Origin of the sequence: Streptomyces sp. AM 2-1-1 (assembly GCF_029167645.1) — a bacterium.
Classification (GTDB): Bacteria; Actinomycetota; Actinomycetes; order Streptomycetales; family Streptomycetaceae; genus Streptomyces.
In genome coordinates, this window is sequence record NZ_CP119147.1 from 3488055 (window position 1) to 3505065 (window position 17011).

Below are 17011 nucleotides of genomic sequence, written 5' to 3' on the forward strand. Positions count from 1 at the left end.
CACGCCACGCTACAGCCTCCGCCGCACCCCCGGTCCCGGGCCGAACCGGTCATCCGATCGGCCGGTGTGCCGCACAGGCACATACCGGACCGTTCCTGTAACGCTTCCGAGACGGTTCGTGTGGTCAGGGTCACGGAACCGGCACCTGGCTTGACGTGTCCCACCCCTCGGGCAGACTGGGCCCGTAGTGCGGATCTTCGCGTATTCCCGGGCCCCGGCGCCCTTCGTTCACCGAAGCTTCGCCACAGATTTCCGCGTTGCCCGCGACAGAGCGGGGCGACGCGTCACCGGTGCGCCGAGGGGGAGCAAGTCATGAGCCAGGACGGCGCACAGGGGCGCTACGCGGGCGGATCCGTCGCCGGCGGCCGGTACCAGCTCCGGGATCTGCTCGGCGAAGGCGGCATGGCCTCCGTCTACCTCGCCTACGACGCCGCGCTCGACCGCCAGGTCGCGATCAAGACCCTGCACACCGAACTCGGGCGCGAGCAGTCGTTCCGCGAGCGGTTCCGCCGGGAGGCGCAGGCCGTCGCGAAGCTCCAGCACACCAACATCGTCTCCGTCTTCGACACCGGCGAGGACGAACTCGGCGGTGCCCTGATGCCGTACATCGTCATGGAGTACGTGGAGGGCCTGCCCCTCGGCTCGGTGCTCCACGAGGACATCGCCACCCAGGGCGCGATGGCCGCCGACAAGGCCCTCAAAGTGACCGCCGACGTGCTCGCGGCGCTGGAGACCAGTCACGAGATGGGGCTCGTCCACCGCGACATCAAGCCCGGCAACGTGATGATCACCAAGCGCGGCGTCGTCAAGGTCATGGACTTCGGGATCGCCCGCGCCATGCAGTCGGGCGTCACCTCGATGACCCAGACCGGCATGGTCGTCGGCACCCCGCAGTACCTCTCCCCCGAGCAGGCCCTCGGCCGGGGCGTGGACGCCCGCTCCGACCTCTACTCGGTCGGCATCATGCTCTTCCAGCTGCTCACCGGGCGCCTCCCCTTCGACGCGGACTCCCCGCTCGCCATCGCGTACGCGCACGTGCAGGAGCAGCCGGTCGCCCCGTCCACCCTCAACCGGGCGATCACCCCGGCGGTGGACGCCCTCGTCGCCCGAGCGCTGCGGAAGAACCCGAACGAGCGCTTCCCCAGCGCCGCCGCGATGCGCGACGAGGTCTTCCGGGTGCTCAACGCCTCGGGCCCCGCCACCGCCCCGGTGATCGTCGCGGGCGGCCCCGCCAACAGCGGGTCGGGTGTCGGCTCGGCGGTCTTCCCTCCGGTCGACCAGCAGGCCGCCCAGGCTCCGTACAGCGTCCAGACGCCGTACCCGGCCCACCAGCAGCAGCCCGGCCCCTACGGAACCCCGGCCCCCGCACCGAGCTACGGCTACCCGCACGCCGCCCCTCACGGTTACCAGCAGACCCCGCCGCCGTACGCGGTGGCACCGACCGGCGCCGGGCCGCACGGGGGGACCGGCATGGCCACGGGCGGCTCGACCGTCGGCGGTACGGGCATCGGCGGCACCGGTGGGGGCGCGGGCGGGGCCCGGCGGAACACCCCGGTGATCGTCGGCTCGGCCGTCGTCGCCCTCCTCGCCGTCGCCGGCCTGGTCACGCTGCTGGTGCTCCAGAACGGCTCGGACGACGAGCCGGAGGCCACCGGCGGTTCGACCGGGAGCAGCGCGCCGGCGGTCGCGGGCGAGCACAAGGCGCCCGAGCGCAACCGGACGATGGACACCGAAGACTGCACCGACCCGATGACGGACGTCCGTGACCCGGAGAAGGTCTCCGCGCCCGACTTCGTCTACAAGGACCTGCTCTCCGCGAAGGCGTGCGCCGACGCCGCCGGATGGACCCTCAAGGTGATCGACGAGCCCGGCAACGCCTACGCCGAGGACCAGATCCTCAAGCAGTTCCCGACCGCCGGTGCGGCGATCGACCCGGAGAACGCCCACATCGAGCTGAGTGTCTCCACGGGCGACCCGGCCTGAGCCGAGGGCGGCTCGCCCCGGCTCGGGACCGATCCGGGCGGGATCCCGTGCGGGGTCGGGGTCTCGCGGGGTCGGGGTCTCATGCGGGCGTCCCGCGGGGTCGGGGTCTCTTGCGGTCGGATCTCGCGACGCCGGGATCGGGGGTGCGGGTGCGTGGGGATCGGGGGTGCGGGTGCGCCGGGATCCGGGTCCGACTCGGCCGGTTCCGGGTCGGGCGGCGGGCTCGGGTCGGGTCGGGTCGGGTCGGGTCGGGTCGGGTCGGGTCGGGTCGGGTCGGGCGTACGCCGTCCGGAGCGGCCGTTCGGGTGGTACCCGGGCCCGCCGTCATCACGGCGGATGACATCCGCCGAACCGGGATGCCGGGAATGTGGGGGCGTGTGACGCTGATCCCATGGCTCCAGGTCCCCCTCCCCCGCGGTCGTCTTGGACGTCGAGCTGGGTGGTCTGCCTCCTGTTCGCCATGGGCGCCCTGCCGGTGGCGGCGGCCGGCGGGCCCGCCGCCGCTTCTCCCCGTACGAACGCCTCCGCTCCCCCGGGGCCGGCCGTGACCGCGGTCTCCACGACGACCTCGCCGACCGGGCGCCCGGATGCGGGTCGACCGGATGCGGGTCGCCCGGATGCGGGTCGACCGGATGCGGGTCGACCGGATGCGGGTCGATCTGCTGCCGGAGTTCCGGCGGCGCCGGACGGTCTCGCTTCCGTGGCCCCTTCTTCCTCCTCCGGAGTCCTCTCCCCGCAGGGAGCCCTCCGCCCGCTGTCCGCGTCCTCCTCCGGCCCATCGGGGCCCTCGCCGTCCGCCTGGTGGCCCTCGACCGGCTCCCGGGAGATCGCTCCCGCCCTCACGGCCCTCGTCACGGCCCCCGCCACGGCCCCTGTCGCCGCGCTCCCGGCCGTCGTCGGTCCGGTCCGGGCCGGCGGCCTCCCCGCAGCCGCCGTTGTGCGGCCGACCGCGAGCCCGACGCCGACCGCTCCACCGCGCTCGTCGCCGGCCACGCCGTCCCGTCCGCCGGATCCTCTCGCCGGACGGCCCGCCGGGGAGGGCCGGATGCGCCCCGGCCGTCCGCTGACCCCGCAGGAGCTCGCATCGGCCGTCGCCGCGCTCGAGGAGGCGGGAACGGAAGGCTCCCTCACCCCCGCTCCCTCCCCCGAGGTGCCCTTCCCGTCCTGGGAGCCCGGACCCGCTCGGCGGCTCACGCTGTCCGCCCGGTCCGCCGAGCGGGTCCGCCAGGTGTCCCTGGGTGGCGGGATCGCTCTGGTCGGTCTCGGGGTCGGCTTCGTCGCCGCCCGCATGCGCCGCGTGGAGTGAGGGGACGGGCGGTACGGGCGGGGCGGGAGTGGTCCGCGCCCGGTGAAGCGCGAGAACTTCGGGGGACCGACCGCACATCTGGGTACGTACAGGGCGGTGGATCATGCTTAAGCGGGGGCACCACCCCTCTGTACGGCGCAGGTGCGAGACAATGGCGGCATGGAGATGCCGAGGAATGACCGGTCGCAGGAGCACCCCCAGGTCCTCGTAGTGGGACAGGACGGAATGGCTGTCGGCGGCGGTGCCAGTGGCGACGAGTCCCGCGAGGTCCCAGTGACGGAGATGGTCGAACAGCCCGCGAAAGTCATGCGCATCGGCAGCATGATCAAGCAGCTCCTCGAGGAGGTCAGAGCGGCACCTCTCGACGAGGCGAGCCGCGTCCGGCTCAAGGAGATCCACGCCAGCTCCGTGAAGGAGCTGGAGGACGGACTCGCCCCGGAGCTGGTGGAGGAGCTGGAACGCCTCTCGCTGCCCTTCACGGAGGAGTCGGTCCCCTCGGAGGCCGAGCTGCGGATCGCGCAGGCCCAGCTGGTGGGCTGGCTGGAGGGACTCTTCCACGGGATCCAGACCGCGCTGTTCGCCCAGCAGATGGCGGCCCGCGCCCAGCTGGAGCAGATGCGCCGCGCGCTGCCCCCCGGCTCCGGCGACGACGAGGGGGTCCCGGGAGGCGACCCGCACGGCGCTCTCCGATCGGGCCCGTACCTCTAGGACCGTCCTCGCCGCTCATCCGGCGACGCACGCCCCGGAGCCCACCGGGCCCGGCCCGCATCGTCTGCGGGCCGGGCCCGGTGGGCTCCTGTCGTACGGCGTGCCGGCCCGCTCGCGCTGCCCGTCAGGCCGGGTGCGCGGCGGGTGCCAGCAGCAGGACCTTGCCGATGTGAGTACTGGACTCCACCACCCGGTGCGCCTCGGCCGCCTCGGCCATCGGCACCGTTCGGTCCACGATCGGACGGACCACGCCGCCCTCGACCAGCGGCCAGACGTGCTCCCGCACCGCCGCCACGATCGCGGCCTTCTCGGCGAGCGGACGGCCCCGGAGCGAGGTCGCGGTGACGGCGGCCCGCTTGGTCAGCAGGGCTCCCAGATCGAGTTCGGCCTTCGCGCCGCCCTGGAGGCCGATGATGGCGAGCCGTCCGTTGGTGGCGAGGGCCTCCACGTTCTTCGCAAGGTACTTCGCGCCCACGATGTCGAGGATCACGTCCGCACCGGCGCCGTCGGTCGCCTTGCGGATCTCCTCCACGAAGTCCTGCTCGCGGTAGTTGATCAGGATGTCGGCGCCGAGTTCCGCGCAGCTCGCGAGCTTCCCGGCGCTGCCCGCGGTCACCGCGACCCGGGCGCCGACCGCCTTGGCCAGCTGGATCGCCATGGTGCCGATGCCGCTGGAACCGCCGTGCACCAGCAGGGTCTCGCCAGGACGCAGGTGCGCCACCATGAAGACGTTGGACCAGACCGTCGACGTGACCTCGGGCAGCGACGCCGCCGACACCACATCGAGTCCCGCGGGCACCGGCAGCAGCTGCCCGGACGGCACCACCACCTTCTCCGCGTATCCGCCGCCGGCGAGGAGTGCGCAGACCTCGTCGCCCACGGCCCATCCGCTCACCCCGGGCCCCAGCGCGGCGACCCGCCCCGCGCATTCGAGACCCGGGTACGGCGAAGCGCCGGGCGGAGGGTCGTAGAAGCCCTGGCGCTGCATGACGTCGGCGCGGTTCACCGCGCTGGAGAGCACCTCCACGAGGACCTCGCCCTCGCCGGGTACGGGATCGGGCACCTCGGTCCAGACGAGTGCCTCGGGGCCACCGGGTTCCGGGATCGTGATCGCATACATGGCCGCGAGGCTACTCCGTACCCGCCGACACGCCCGGGAGGCGGTGGCGAGGGCCTACAGCCGCTGCGGGCCCTGCGGCGGCCGGTTCGGGACCAACGGGGAGGGCAGCGGAGAGGCGCGCACGATCACGACCACCCGGTCCGTCGTCTGCAACGGGCTGGCGGCCGGGTCGTCGTAACGGAGCATCCGGTGCCCCCGCACGACGTTCACCACCAGGTCGTCGGTCTCCCGGGCTCCCTTGCCCACCTCGCTCTTTATCACCGGCCGTTCGATGAGATCCAGACCGCTGCCCTGCTGGATGAGGTCCTCCAGCACCGTGCCCGCGCTGGGGCTGAGCGCCGAGAGGCCCAGCAGCCGGCCCGCCGCACTGGCGCTGGCGATGACGGCGTCCGCGCCGGACTGCCGGAGCAGCGGGGCGTTCTCCTCCTCGCGCACGGCGGCGACGATCTTCGCGCTCTGGTTCAGCTGGCGCGCCGTCAGTGCCACCAGGACCGCGGTGTCGTCGCGCTGGGTGGCGATGATGATCTGCTGCGCCTTCTGGACCTCGGCGCGCAGGAGCACCTCGCTGCGGGTGGCGTCCCCCTGCACCCCGGTGAACCCCTGGGCGCCGACCGCGTCGATGACCTTGCCGGACGGATCGACGATGACGATCCGGTCCTTCCTCACGCCGGTCGCGCAGAGGGTCTGCACGGCTGAGCGGCCCTTCGTACCGAAACCGACGACCACACTGTGATCACGCACGTTGCTTCTCCAGCGATTCAGCGATTCAGGGATTCAGCGATTCGGGGATGACGCATCACGGACGGGCGGCGCGCGGTACGACGCGACTCCCAGGGTACGGAAAGACAGGACACCACGGCCGCGCGGAACGCCTTACGCTTCTTCCCGCCGGTGACGACGCACCACGGGTGGAGACGCCACTCCGTGCCAGCCACTGCGGCCACCGTCCTCGTCGTCGATCCGCGACCATGGGCCACGACGTGACCACCTGCCCGCCGCCGCCAGAGGACATGCCTTGAAGGACGAGAACCGACCAGCAGCCCGGACCGGCAGGTTCTCCATTCTGCGGACGCTCTGGCACCGCTCCCGCGCGGAGGCGAGGGACGACAGTGAGGCCAGTCGCTCCATCACCATGCCGACGCAGGGGGCTCTGCCACCGCTCCAACAGGTGCTCCGGCGCCTGGCGATGGCCCTGCTGGTGCTCGCGATCACGGTGCTGATCGTCTGGGCGGACCGCTCCGGCTACAACGACACCTCCGACGGCAGCGTCGACCTGCTCGATGCCGTCTACTACGCGACGGTCACCCTCTCCACCACCGGATACGGCGACATCACCCCGGTCAGTGACGGCGCCCGGCTCACCAACGTCCTCATCATCACCCCCCTTCGGGTGCTCTTCCTGATCATCCTGGTCGGCACCACCCTCGAAGTCCTCACCGAGCGGACCCGTCAGCAGGTGCGCATCCACCGGTGGCGCTCCCGCACCAGTGGCCACGTCGTGGTGGTCGGCTACGGCACCAAGGGGCGCCACGCCATCGAGTCGTTGATCGCCACGGGGATCACCAAGGACAAGATCGTCGTGGTGGACCCGCAGCAGAAGGCCGCAGACGCCGCGAGCGACGACGGGCTGGTGACCGTGATCGGCGACGCCACGCGCTCCGAGACGCTCATCAAGGCCGAGGTGCAGAGCGCGAGTCGGGTGATCGTCGCCCCTCAGCGCGACGAGACGGCCACCCTGATCACCCTGACCGCCCGCCAGCTCAACAAGCACGCCACCATCGTCGTCGCCGTCCGGGAGGACGAGAACGTTCCCCTGCTCAAGCAGAGCGGAGCGGACACCGTGGTCACCAGCTCCAGTTCCGCCGGCCGGCTGCTCGGGGTCTCCATGGCGAGCCCGCCGGTGGCCAGGACACTGGAAGACCTGATGACCCACGGAAGCGGACTCGACCTCGGGGAGCGGGCGGTGCGGGAGGACGAGATCGGACGGCCGCCACGCGCGTGCGCCGACCTGATCGTCGCGGTCGTCCGGTATCGGAAGCTGCTCGACTACACGGACCCCGCGCTCACCAGCCTCCAGCGCGGAGACCGCGTCATCACCATCAGCCGATCCGGTTCGGAGCACTGAGCAGGGCCCACAGCGTGGTGTCCAGCGGGTGCGGTCTTCGGCTCCCGTGCCGCTGCCGATGCCGTCGGCGCTGCTGGTGCTCCTCGTGCGGCGGGTACGGCTGGTACGGCTGGTACGGCCACGGCATGTTTCACGTGAAACGACGCGGACGTTGTTTCACGTGAAACCCCTCCACCCCGGGGGGAGTTGCAGCCAGTGGGGACTTCAGACCCACGGCAGGTCGAGAACCTCCACCTCGGTGCCGGGCCGCACCCCTCCCGGCGGCACGACGGCCATCCCGTCGGCGGTGGCGATCCCCCGCAGCATCGCGGGCCCGTTGTAGTGCAGGGGGATCACATGGTCCCGGTCGTCTCCGCGCCCGGCCCGGTGCACCACCGGCACGAGCCGGGTGTCGTGCGGGTGCCCCTGCACCGCGTCATGGACCAACGCCCGGTACGGCTCCTGCTCCACGCGGCCGGCAAGGCCCCCGAGCAGCGGAAGCGCGAGGGTGAGGAGGCCGGAGACGGCCGCGAGCGGATTGCCGGGCAGTCCGACCAGGCAGGGGCCGTCCGGGGCCAGTCTGGCCAGCAGCATGGGGTGCCCCGGCCGTACCGTCACCCCGTCCACCAGCAGTTCGGCGCCGATCTCCGCGAGAACCGGGTGCACATGGTCGACCGGACCGGCCGCCGTACCGCCCGTCGTCAGCACCAGGTCGGCGTCAGTGCTGGTGAGCGCCCGCCGCAACGCCTCCGGGTCGTCGCCCAGGCAGCGGGGGTCCGCAACCTCGGCGCCCATCGACCGCAGCCACGGTCCGAGCATGGGGCCGAGGGCGTCGCGGATCCGGCCACCGTGGGGGAGACCCGAGGTGAGCAGTTCGTCTCCGAGGACCAGTACCTCGACCCGAGGGCGTGGCACCACGGCGAGGGCGTCGTACCCGGCGGCTGCGGCCAGGCCGAGCACGGCGGGGGTGACCAGCGTGCCCGGCACCAGCAGTTGCTCGCCGGTCCGGCACTCCTGGGCGCGCGGCCTGATGTCCTGGCCCGGGACGACCGCGCGCCGCGCGTGCAGCATCCCCTTGGCCTCGTCCACCTCGGCATGCTCCGAGCGGATCACCGCCGTCGCCTCGGCGGGCATCCGGGCTCCCGTGGCGATGCGTACCGCCTCCCCGTCGGGCAACTGTCCGAGGCCGCCGTCCCCGGCGAGCAGCCCCGAGCCGTCGTGGAACCGCCACGGACCCGGGCCCGTGACGGCCCAGCCGTCCATGGCGGAGGTGTCGAAGGAGGGCAGGTCGGTCAGCGCCACGAGCCCTTCGGCCAGTACGTGGCCGAGGGAAAGATCGAGCGGCAGCCGGATCGCGGGGAGCGAGGTCCTGCGGCCGGCCCGAAGGGACACCGTCCGGGCCCGCTCCCAGGGGGTGGCGGCCCGCCGGGCGGGGGCGGCCTCGCGAGGGGTACCCGCCCGGCCTTCCGACGGGGCCTTGTCGGCGGGGGCCGACGACGCCGGAGGGCCCGCTTCCCGGGACCGGTCGGCCCGCGATCCGGAGGGCTCGCCGGACGCGGCCCCGGCTGGGGAGGCGGAGCCGTGCGAGGGCACGCGGTTGGCCAGCGCCAGGGCCTGCTCCACGGCCCGCTCCTCCTCCATGGACGACGTCCTCCGCGCCGGCGCGGGGCAGTCGTCCAGTTCCGGGAGGACGAAAGTTTCTCCGGGCGCGTGCCGGCCGGTGATGCGGACGGTCGGGGCCTCGGGCGGGAAACCCTGCTCCCGGCCGGTCACGCGGTTCCCGTGCTCGTGCCGTCGCCCGACTCTTCCTCCCAGCGCAGGGCGAGGGCAGTCGCCTTGCGGGACGCCTCGGCCACCGCGCGGGCCGCGTCACCGGGTTCGGCGTTCGCGCCGGCCCGTCCGGCCGCGTAGCCGACGAGGAAGGTGGTGAGCGGGGCGGCGGGCCGCGCGACACCGTGGGCGGCGTCGCGTGCCAGGTCGAGCAGGACGTCGGTGTCGACGTCGAGTTCGATGCCCAGTTCGCTCTTGACTGCGGTGATCCATTCGTCCAGCACGGCCTCATGCTCCCTGATGTGCGCCCTCGCCACCCTGATGTCGTCCCAAGTGTCGCAGTCGAAGGAGGCGCGTTCGGGTGTGGCCACGGCGGCGAGATCGAGTTCGGCCGTCAGCAGGCGCAGCGGGAGCCCGGCGAGGGAGCCGTGCTCGGTGGCGAGCAGGGCGAGCTCGCGCCGCAGCGGTTCGGCGCGGTAGACGGCGACCAGCGGCTGTCGACGCCCGCCCGGGTCCGTGCTCAGGGCGCCTTCCCTGTTGCCCGCTTCGGCGGCGGTCAGCAGGGAGTCCAGGGTGGCGGAGCCGAGGAACGGCAGATCGGCGGAGAGGGCCACGATCCACGGGGCGGTGGTCTCCCGCACGCCCGCGCCCAGCGCGGCCACCGGTCCTCCGCCCGCAGGGGTCTCACGGGTCCAGGTCACCGGCCGGACCGTGGGCCGGCGGGGCCCCACCACCACCGTGCTCGCCGCTCCGGCGCACGCCGCGAGCACGCGGTCGAGAAGCGCCCGGCCGCCGACGCTGAGCCCGGGCTTGTCCGCTCCCCCCAGTCGTCGGGCGGCCCCTCCGGCGAGAACGATGGCGTCATAGGCGGTCATGCGACGAGTATGGGCGCCCGGTCCGGGGCCCCGGACCGCCGGGGGATGCCCGGCCCGGAGCCCCGGACCGCCGGAGCCCCGGACCGCCGGGGGACCGCCCGGTCCGGGGACCGGGACCGCCCCGGGAGCCGTGGCGTACGGGCCGGGCCGTCGGCCCCTACCGTCGGCCCCTACAAGGTGCGCAGCAGGATCGCCGGCTGTTCCACGCAGTCGGCGACGTACCGCAGAAACCCTCCTGCCGTGGCGCCGTCGCAGACCCGGTGATCGAAGGTGAGCGAGAGCTGCACCACATGACGCACCGCCAGCTCGCCGCCGTGCACCCAGGGCTTCGGGACGATGCGGCCGACACCGAGCATCGCCGCCTCGGGATGGTTGATGATCGGAGTGGAGCCGTCCACCCCGAACACGCCGTAGTTGTTCAGGGTGAAGGTGCCACCCGTCAGCTCCGCCGGTGTCAGCTTCCCGTCCCGGGACGCCTCGGTGAGCCGGGCCAGCTCGGCCGCCAGCGAGTCGACGGACCGCGTGTGCGCGTCGCGGACCACGGGGACGACGAGCCCCCGGTCCGTCTGCGCGGCGAAACCGAGGTGGACGGAAGGCAACAGGACGATCTCCCGGGCGGAGGCGTCCACGGTCGAGTTCAGCTCGGGGAACTTCGCCAGCGCCGCCGCACAGATCCGGGCCAGCAGGGCGAGGATCGACACCTTCGGGCCCGCGGCACCGTTCATCGCCGCGCGGGCCGCCATCAGCTCGGTCGCATCGGCGTCCACCCAGCAGGTGGCGTCCGGGATCTCCGTCCTGCTGCGCGACAACTTGTCGGCCACCAGGCCCCGCAGGCCTCGCAACGCGACCCTTTCACCGGTCTCGGAGGCCGGCAGCGGGACGGCGGCTTCCACGGCGCCGGCCGCGTGCTCGCCGACCACCGCCGCCTCCCGGATCGTCGCCTCGACGTCGGACCGCAGGATCAGCCCGTCCGGCCCCGACCCGGCCAGCTTCCGGAGGTCGAGTCCGTGCTGCCGGGCCAGCCGGCGGACGAGCGGCGAGATGACCGCGACCGGACCGGCCCCCGTGCGCGCTCCGGCCGACACGGCAGGACCACCGGCAGACGGGCCGGGTCCGGCAGGAACGGCACGCGGGGCGGGTGCGGCAGCCGCTGCGGCCGGGTCGGGCGCGGCGGCCGTCACGAGCTGGGGGCGGACCCGTCGGCGTCGCGCCGCCGGAGCCGCCGTCCCGTACCCGACCAGCACGTTGCCCGAGGACTCCGGCGTGTCTCCCCGCGCCTCCGCCTCCGCCTCCGCCTCCGGTGAGGGCGACCGCGCCGGACCCGGTGTCGGAGCGTCCACGGAGGCCGCTCCCGCCGCAGATCCGACCGCCACCGTCACCAGCGGGGCCCCGACCGGAAGCTCCTCCCCCTCCTCGCCGAAGCGGACCGTCACCACGCCCCCGTACGGGCACGGCACCTCCACCAGGGCCTTGGCCGTCTCGACCTCGACCACCGGCTGGTCCACCGCGACGACGTCACCGACCTCCACCAGCCACCGCACGATCGTCGCCTCGGTGAGGCCCTCGCCGAGGTCCGGCAGCGTGAATTCGAGCACCGTGGGCATCAGCGCGCCGCCTCCCACTGGAGCCGGGCCACCGCGTCGAGCACCCGGTCCACCCCTGGCAGATGGTGCCGCTCCAGCATCGGCGGCGGGTACGGGATGTCGAAACCGGAGACCCGCAGCACCGGCGCCTCCAAGTGGTGGAAGCACCGCTCGGTCACCCGGGCCGCGATCTCGCCCCCCGGTCCGCCGAACCCGGTCGACTCGTGGACGATCACCGCGCGGCCGGTCCGGCGCACGGAGGCGGCCACGGTCTCGTCGTCGAACGGCACCAGCGAGCGGAGGTCGACGACCTCCAGGTCCCACCCCTCCGCCACCGCCGCCTCGGCGGCCTCCAGGCACACCGGCAGGGACGGGCCGTAGGTGATCAGGGTCGCGCTCGTCCCGGGCCTGCGGACCACCGCCCGCCCGAGGGGCTCGACCTCCGCCGGGTCCTGGGGCGACCAGTCGGACTTCGCCCAGTACAGCCGCTTCGGCTCCAGGAACACCACCGGGTCGTCCGACGCGATCGAGGCCCGCAGCAGCCCGTAGGCGTCCTCGACGGTGGCCGGAGTGACGACGTACAGCCCCGGGGTGGCCATGTAGTACGCCTCCGAGGAGTCGCTGTGGTGCTCGACTCCGCCGATGCCGCCGCCGTAGGGGATCCGCACGGTCAGGGGCATCGGCAGGGCTCCCCCGGTGCGGTTCCGCATCCGGGCCACATGGCTGACGAGTTGCTCGAACGCGGGGTACGCGAACGCGTCGAACTGCATCTCCACCACGGGTCGCAGGCCGTACATCGCCATCCCGACGGCGGCGCCGAGGATGCCCGCCTCCGCGAGCGGGGTGTCCGTGCACCGGGCGTCGCCGAACTCGGCCGCCAGCCCGTCGGTGACCCGGAAGACGCCGCCGAGCGTGCCGACGTCCTCGCCGAGGACGTGCACCGAGGGGTCCTCGGCCATCGCGTCCCGCAGCGCCCGCCCCAGCGCCTGCGCCATCGTGGCCGGCCGGGTCCGGTCCGCCCGTACCGCCGTCGTCATCGTCCGTCCTCCGCGACCTGCTCGTCGTCCGGTCCGCCGGCGGCGGGCCCCTGCCCCGGGGCGTGCCCGGCGTCCTCGTGCGCGCTCGCCGCCTCCAGCTCGGCGCGCAGCCGCGCCCGCTGTTCTTCCAGAGGTCCCGTCCGCCGTGTGAAGACGTGCGCGAACAGATCCATCGGGTCGAGCACCGGATCCGCGTTCATCCGCTCCCGCAGCGCCGCCGCCATCCGCTCGGCGTCCTGGCGCACCGCCCCGAGGGCCTCCTCGTCGAGCAGACCCCGGCCGGTCGCCTCGCGTTCCACCAGGAGCACCGGATCGTGGTCCCGCCAGGACGCCACCTCCTCGTCGGAGCGGTAGCGGGTCGCGTCGTCGGCGTTGGTGTGGGCTTCCATGCGGTAGGTGACCGCCTCCACCAGCGTCGGTCCCCCACCGCTCCGGGCGCGCGCCACAGCCTCGGCGAGCACCTCGTGGACCGCGACCGCGTCGTTGCCGTCGACGAGTCTGCCGGGCATGCCGTACCCGACCGCCTTGTGGGCGAGGGACGGCGCCGCCGTCTGCTTCGACAGCGGCACCGAGATGGCGAAGCCGTTGTTCTGCACCAGGAAGACGACCGGCGCCCGCCACACCGCCGCGATGTTCAGCGCCTCGTGGAAATCGCCCTCGCTGGTCCCGCCGTCCCCGACCATCGCCAGTGCCACCACGTCGTCGCCCTTGAGCCGCGCCGCGTGCGCCAGACCGACCGCGTGCGGCAGTTGCGTCGCCAAAGGGGTACAGAGCGGCGCGATCCGGTGCTCGCGGGGGTCGTAGCCGGTGTGCCGGTCACCACGCAGCAGCGTCAGCGCGTCGACCGGGTCGAGACCCCGGGCCACCGCGGCGAGCGTGTCGCGGTAACTCGGAAAGAGCCAGTCCCGTTCCTCGAGCACCAGCGCGGCGGCCACCTCGCAGGCCTCCTGCCCCGTGCTGGACGGGTACACGGCGAGGCGCCCCTGCCGGGTCAGCGCCGTGGCCTGCGTGTTGTACCGGCGGCCGCGCACCAGTGCGGCGTGGAGGCGGAGCAGCAGCCCGGGATCGACTCCGGCCGCTGCGTCCGTACCGAGCACCCGGTACGGCTCCGCATCCGGCAGCAGCGGCTCCGGGTCGGTGAGCGGCTTCCACGCAGGGGGCGGCGCGGGCCGGTAGGCGGCCGCGCCCGGCAGCTCTTGGACCGTCATGAGAGGCACCTCCTGGCAACAGGGCAGAACGACAGGGGCAGTGACCCCGCCGGGACTGGCGCCCTACGTCGGGGTGTACGTCCCCGGAGGAGGGAACGCACGTGGACGAGCCCCGGGGGTGTCCCGGGTGACCTGTCCCACCTACCGATTGTTCGGTCGCCGACGCATTTTGGCTACAGGCACCCCCGCCCTGTGGACAAACGGTTCTCCACAGCCTGGGATGGAGGCAGCTCGTCCACACCGGGGAGGCACGGGGGCATGGCAGCTGAACGAATGGCCGAGGGGTCCGGGCAGGCACCGCCGCCGCGTCCGCTGGACGCCGTCGACCGCGACATCATCCGCATCCTCCGCGCCGACGGCCGGGCCTCGATACGGGCCGTCGCCGAGCAGGTCCACGTCTCGCGCGCCAACGCCTACGCCCGCATCGACCGGCTGGTCGAGGACGGGGTGATCCGGGGCTTCAGCGCCCGCGTCGACCACGAGCGGGCCGGGCAGGGGGCCTCCGCCTACATCACGCTCAAGATCGTGCAGAACTCCTGGCGGACCGTCCGCGAGCAGCTCCAGGCCCTGCCGGGCGCCACCCACCTCGCCCTCGTCAGCGGTGATTTCGACGTGCTGCTGCTGGTCCACACACCGGACACCCGCGCCCTGCGCGAACTCGTCCTGACCCGCATTCAGGCCATTCCCGAAGTGCTCTCCACCCGCACCCTGCTGGTCTTCGAGGAAACCGACCTGGGCCACGGCTCCGCCGACCCCGCCACCTGACACCACCGCGCCGGCCGGCCGGCCCCGACGCACGGGCCGGGCCCGGCGTCCTCAGCGGCCGGTGTCACCGCCCGGTGGAACGCATCCCCTCGAAGGCCAGCCGCACGACGGTCCCCGGCAGGTCGCCGCCGGCCCCGTCCCCCTCCGCGGCGCCGGCCGCCCCGGCGCCGTCGGCCTGCGGCCGGTACCACTCGACGAGGGAGTTCACCATGCCGAACAGCAACCGGGTGGCCAGCCGTATGTCCACGTCGGCCCGGAGGTCCCCGTCCGCGACGGCCGCCTTCAGAAGTGCCGAGACCCGCTGGTCGAACTCGCGGCGCCGTTCCAGCGCCCAGCGCTCGGTCTTCGTGTTGCCGCGCACGCGCAGCAGCAGGGTGACGTAGGGCAGGTCGGCCATCAGCACCTCCACCGTGCGGCGCGTGACGTACTCGACGCGCTCCACCGCGCGTCCCCGCACCGCGCCCGGCTCGTCAAGGATCCGGAAGAGGCCGTCGATCGCCCGGCTCACCGCGCGGCGCAGCAACTCCTCCTTGCCCGCCACGTGGTGGTAGATCGAGGACTTCGAGATGCCCGCGGCACGGGAGAGGTGCTCCATGGACGTGCCGTCGTATCCGCGCTCGTTGAAGACCCGCACGGCGACGGCGAGCAGAGTCTCCGGGGTGTACGTGTCCCGCTTGGCCGTGGTCATGGACGCGATCCTCCCCCATGAGTTGTCCACAGGTTGTCCGGGGCCCCTTGTCCCGACCGATCGTTCGGTTACTCTAACCCCGTCAGCACGTCCCCGCCCGGCTCGATGAGGAGTTGGTCCGCCATGGCCGCCGCGCTCTCCCTCCAGAAGCTGTCCGAGATCCACCGGCCCACCCTCGACCAGGCCCTCGAAGCCGTCCGGACCCGCGCCTACTGGTCGCCCCACCCCGAGCACCCCAAGGCGTACGGCGAGGGCGGAGCACCCGGCAGCCTGGGCGCGGCCGAGGGCAAGGCCGCGTTCGACGCCCTCCTGCAGAGCAGGTTCGACCTCGGTCAGCCCGGCACGGACGGCTGGACCGGCGCCGAGACCTCCCCGTACGGCCCCGAGCTGGGCATCGAGTACCCGCACGCCGATCCCGACGTCCTGCTGCCCGCGATGAGCGCCGGAACGGCGGCCTGGCGGGACGCAGGCCCGGAGGCCCGGGCCCTGGTCTGCCTGGAGATCCTGGCCCGCATCGGCGCCCGGACGCACGAGCTGGCGCACGCCGTCATGCACACCAGCGGCCAGGCCTTCCTGATGGCGTTCCAGGCGGGCGGCCCGCACGCCCAGGACCGCGGCCTGGAGGCCGTGGCGTACGCGTACGAGGAACAGCTCCGTACCCCCGCCGGGGCCGACTGGTCCAAGCCGCAGGGGAAGCGCGACCCGCTCCGGCTGCGGAAGACCTACACCGCGGTCGGACGCGGTGTCTCGCTGCTCATCGGATGCAACACCTTCCCCACCTGGAACAGCTACCCGGGCCTCTTCGCCTCGCTCGCCACCGGCAATCCGGTCCTCGTCAAGCCGCACCCCCGCGCCGTGCTCCCCCTCGCGCTCACGGTCCGCATCGCGCGGGACGTGCTCGCCGGGACCGGCTTCGACCCGAACCTCGTCGCGCTGACGGCCGAGCGGCCGGGTGAGGGGAGCGCCAAGACGCTGGCCCTGCGCCCGGAGGTCCGGATCATCGACTACACCGGCTCCACCGCCTTCGGGGACTGGCTGGAGACCCACGCGCGCCAGGCCCAGGTGTACACCGAGAAGGCCGGGGTCAACACGGTCGTCATCGACTCCACCGACGACTACACCGGCATGCTCGCCAACCTCGCGTTCTCGCTCTCCCTCTACAGCGGCCAGATGTGCACCACCCCGCAGAACCTCCTCGTCCCGCGCGACGGCATCACCACCGACGCCGGCCCCCGGACGTACGACGAGGTGGTCACCGACCTCGCGACGGCCGTCTCCGGGCTCCTCGGCGACGACGCCCGGGCCGCCGCCCTCCTCGGAGCCCTGGTCAACCCGGAGGTGCGGGGCCGCCTCGAAGCGGCGCCGGACCTCGGCGACGTGGCCCTGGCCTCCCGCGAGGTGGCGCACCCCGAGTTCCCGGACGCCGTGGTGCGCACGCCGGTGCTGGTCAAGGTGGCCGCCGGGGAGCCCGGCCCGGACGGCGGTGAGCCCGTCCACCTCTCCGAGTGCTTCGGGCCGGTGTCCTTCGCGGTCCGGGTGGACTCCACGGCGGACGCGGTCGAGCTGCTGCGCCGCACGATCCGGGAGAAGGGTGCGATGACGGTCGGCGCCTACACCACCTCCCCCGAGGTGGAGAGCGCGATCGAGGAGGTCTGCTTCGAGGAGTCCGCCCAGCTGTCGCTGAACCTGACCGGCGGGGTCTACGTCAACCAGACGGCGGCCTTCTCCGACTTCCACGGCTCGGGCGGCAACCCGGCGGCCAACGCGGCCCTCTGCGACGGTGCCTTCGTCTCCGGGCGCTTCCGCACCATCGAGGTCCGCCGCCAGGCCTGAGCCAGTGCCGGGCCGCCGCCCCACCGGGAGC

The 17011-nt window shown here is 73.4% G+C and carries 13 protein-coding genes and 1 pseudogene; 6 read left to right on the plus strand and 8 right to left on the minus strand.

Translation table 11 applies throughout. From position 1 onward, the window contains the following. Positions 1-312 precede the first annotated feature (312 nt). From PZB77_RS15005 to PZB77_RS15015, 3 genes are all read left to right on the plus strand, one after another. Positions 313-1983: a protein kinase gene (locus tag PZB77_RS15005; RefSeq protein ID WP_343299867.1), complete on the plus strand. Its 1671-nt coding sequence runs from the start codon at positions 313-315 to the stop codon at positions 1981-1983. A 1045-nt stretch (positions 1984-3028) separates the two neighbouring features. Next, positions 3029-3289 carry a hypothetical protein gene (locus PZB77_RS15010; protein ID WP_275493102.1) on the plus strand — a complete coding sequence of 87 codons (261 nt, stop codon included), beginning with the start codon at positions 3029-3031 and terminating at the stop codon, positions 3287-3289. A 159-nt stretch (positions 3290-3448) separates the two neighbouring features. Then, positions 3449-3997 (plus strand): bacterial proteasome activator family protein, encoded by a 549-nt coding sequence (locus tag PZB77_RS15015; RefSeq protein WP_275493103.1) that lies wholly within the window; start codon positions 3449-3451, stop codon positions 3995-3997. 124 nt (positions 3998-4121) lie between these two features. Here the strand turns inward: PZB77_RS15015 and PZB77_RS15020 are convergent, their stop codons facing one another. Together PZB77_RS15020 and PZB77_RS15025 are read right to left on the minus strand one after the other, a co-directional pair. Then, a complete protein-coding gene (locus PZB77_RS15020; RefSeq protein WP_275493104.1) occupies positions 4122-5117 on the minus strand; it encodes an NAD(P)H-quinone oxidoreductase in 996 nt (331 codons plus the stop codon). Positions 5118-5171: 54 nt separating this feature from the next. Further along, positions 5172-5873, minus strand: a pseudogene (locus PZB77_RS15025) (NAD(P)-binding protein); the annotation flags it as partial. Positions 5874-6132: 259 nt separating this feature from the next. Between PZB77_RS15025 and PZB77_RS15030 the strand changes: the two are divergent. After that, positions 6133-7242: a potassium channel family protein gene (locus PZB77_RS15030; RefSeq protein ID WP_275493105.1), complete on the plus strand. Its 1110-nt coding sequence runs from the start codon at positions 6133-6135 to the stop codon at positions 7240-7242. Positions 7243-7446: 204 nt separating this feature from the next. Here PZB77_RS15030 and PZB77_RS15035 read toward each other — a convergent pair whose 3' ends face one another. From PZB77_RS15035 to PZB77_RS15055, 5 genes are all read right to left on the minus strand, one after another. Then, the gene (locus PZB77_RS15035; protein WP_275493106.1) at positions 7447-8862 is read right to left on the minus strand and encodes a molybdopterin molybdotransferase MoeA; all 1416 of its coding nucleotides are present in this window, start codon (positions 8860-8862) and stop codon (positions 7447-7449) included. 128 nt (positions 8863-8990) lie between these two features. Next, the gene (locus PZB77_RS15040; RefSeq protein ID WP_275493107.1) at positions 8991-9866 is read right to left on the minus strand and encodes a DUF6457 domain-containing protein; all 876 of its coding nucleotides are present in this window, start codon (positions 9864-9866) and stop codon (positions 8991-8993) included. 170 nt (positions 9867-10036) lie between these two features. Next, a complete protein-coding gene (locus PZB77_RS15045; RefSeq protein ID WP_275493108.1) occupies positions 10037-11470 on the minus strand; it encodes a dihydrolipoamide acetyltransferase family protein in 1434 nt (477 codons plus the stop codon). After that, positions 11470-12486: an alpha-ketoacid dehydrogenase subunit beta gene (locus PZB77_RS15050; RefSeq protein WP_275493109.1), complete on the minus strand. Its 1017-nt coding sequence runs from the start codon at positions 12484-12486 to the stop codon at positions 11470-11472. The genes PZB77_RS15045 and PZB77_RS15050 overlap by 1 nt, the downstream gene beginning before the upstream one ends. Continuing rightward, entirely contained in the window at positions 12483-13694 is a 1212-nt protein-coding gene (locus PZB77_RS15055) for a thiamine pyrophosphate-dependent dehydrogenase E1 component subunit alpha (RefSeq protein ID WP_275493110.1), read from the minus strand. Before PZB77_RS15055 ends, PZB77_RS15050 begins: the two co-directional genes overlap by 4 nt. Positions 13695-13952: 258 nt before the next feature. Between PZB77_RS15055 and PZB77_RS15060 the strand changes: the two genes are divergently transcribed. Beyond that, positions 13953-14459, plus strand: coding sequence for an Lrp/AsnC family transcriptional regulator (locus tag PZB77_RS15060; RefSeq protein WP_275493111.1), 507 nt, complete (start codon positions 13953-13955; stop codon positions 14457-14459). 64 nt (positions 14460-14523) lie between these two features. Here PZB77_RS15060 and PZB77_RS15065 read toward each other — a convergent pair whose 3' ends face one another. Next, positions 14524-15147 (minus strand): TetR/AcrR family transcriptional regulator, encoded by a 624-nt coding sequence (locus PZB77_RS15065; RefSeq protein ID WP_275493112.1) that lies wholly within the window; start codon positions 15145-15147, stop codon positions 14524-14526. 123 nt (positions 15148-15270) lie between these two features. Here PZB77_RS15065 and paaN point away from each other — a divergent pair, with 123 nt between their 5' ends. Continuing rightward, a complete protein-coding gene (paaN, locus tag PZB77_RS15070) occupies positions 15271-16980 on the plus strand; it encodes a phenylacetic acid degradation protein PaaN (protein ID WP_275493113.1) in 1710 nt (569 codons plus the stop codon). Positions 16981-17011: the final 31 nt, after the last annotated feature.

Bases quoted from the DNA above. Each gene is read 5' to 3' on its own strand.
- PZB77_RS15055 (WP_275493110.1), bottom strand. From the start codon at position 13,694: ATGACGGTCCAAGAGCTGCCGGGCGCGGCCGCCTACCGGCCCGCGCCG.
- PZB77_RS15005 (WP_343299867.1), top strand. From the start codon at position 313: ATGAGCCAGGACGGCGCACAGGGGCGCTACGCGGGCGGATCCGTCGCC.
- PZB77_RS15020 (WP_275493104.1), bottom strand. From the start codon at position 5,117: ATGTATGCGATCACGATCCCGGAACCCGGTGGCCCCGAGGCACTCGTC.
- PZB77_RS15010 (WP_275493102.1), top strand. From the start codon at position 3,029: ATGCGCCCCGGCCGTCCGCTGACCCCGCAGGAGCTCGCATCGGCCGTC.
- PZB77_RS15015 (WP_275493103.1), top strand. From the start codon at position 3,449: ATGGAGATGCCGAGGAATGACCGGTCGCAGGAGCACCCCCAGGTCCTC.
- PZB77_RS15035 (WP_275493106.1), bottom strand. From the start codon at position 8,862: ATGGAGGAGGAGCGGGCCGTGGAGCAGGCCCTGGCGCTGGCCAACCGC.
- PZB77_RS15050 (WP_275493109.1), bottom strand. From the start codon at position 12,486: ATGACGACGGCGGTACGGGCGGACCGGACCCGGCCGGCCACGATGGCG.
- PZB77_RS15045 (WP_275493108.1), bottom strand. From the start codon at position 11,470: ATGCCCACGGTGCTCGAATTCACGCTGCCGGACCTCGGCGAGGGCCTC.
- paaN (WP_275493113.1), top strand. From the start codon at position 15,271: ATGGCCGCCGCGCTCTCCCTCCAGAAGCTGTCCGAGATCCACCGGCCC.
- PZB77_RS15060 (WP_275493111.1), top strand. From the start codon at position 13,953: ATGGCAGCTGAACGAATGGCCGAGGGGTCCGGGCAGGCACCGCCGCCG.
- PZB77_RS15065 (WP_275493112.1), bottom strand. From the start codon at position 15,147: ATGACCACGGCCAAGCGGGACACGTACACCCCGGAGACTCTGCTCGCC.
- PZB77_RS15040 (WP_275493107.1), bottom strand. From the start codon at position 9,866: ATGACCGCCTATGACGCCATCGTTCTCGCCGGAGGGGCCGCCCGACGA.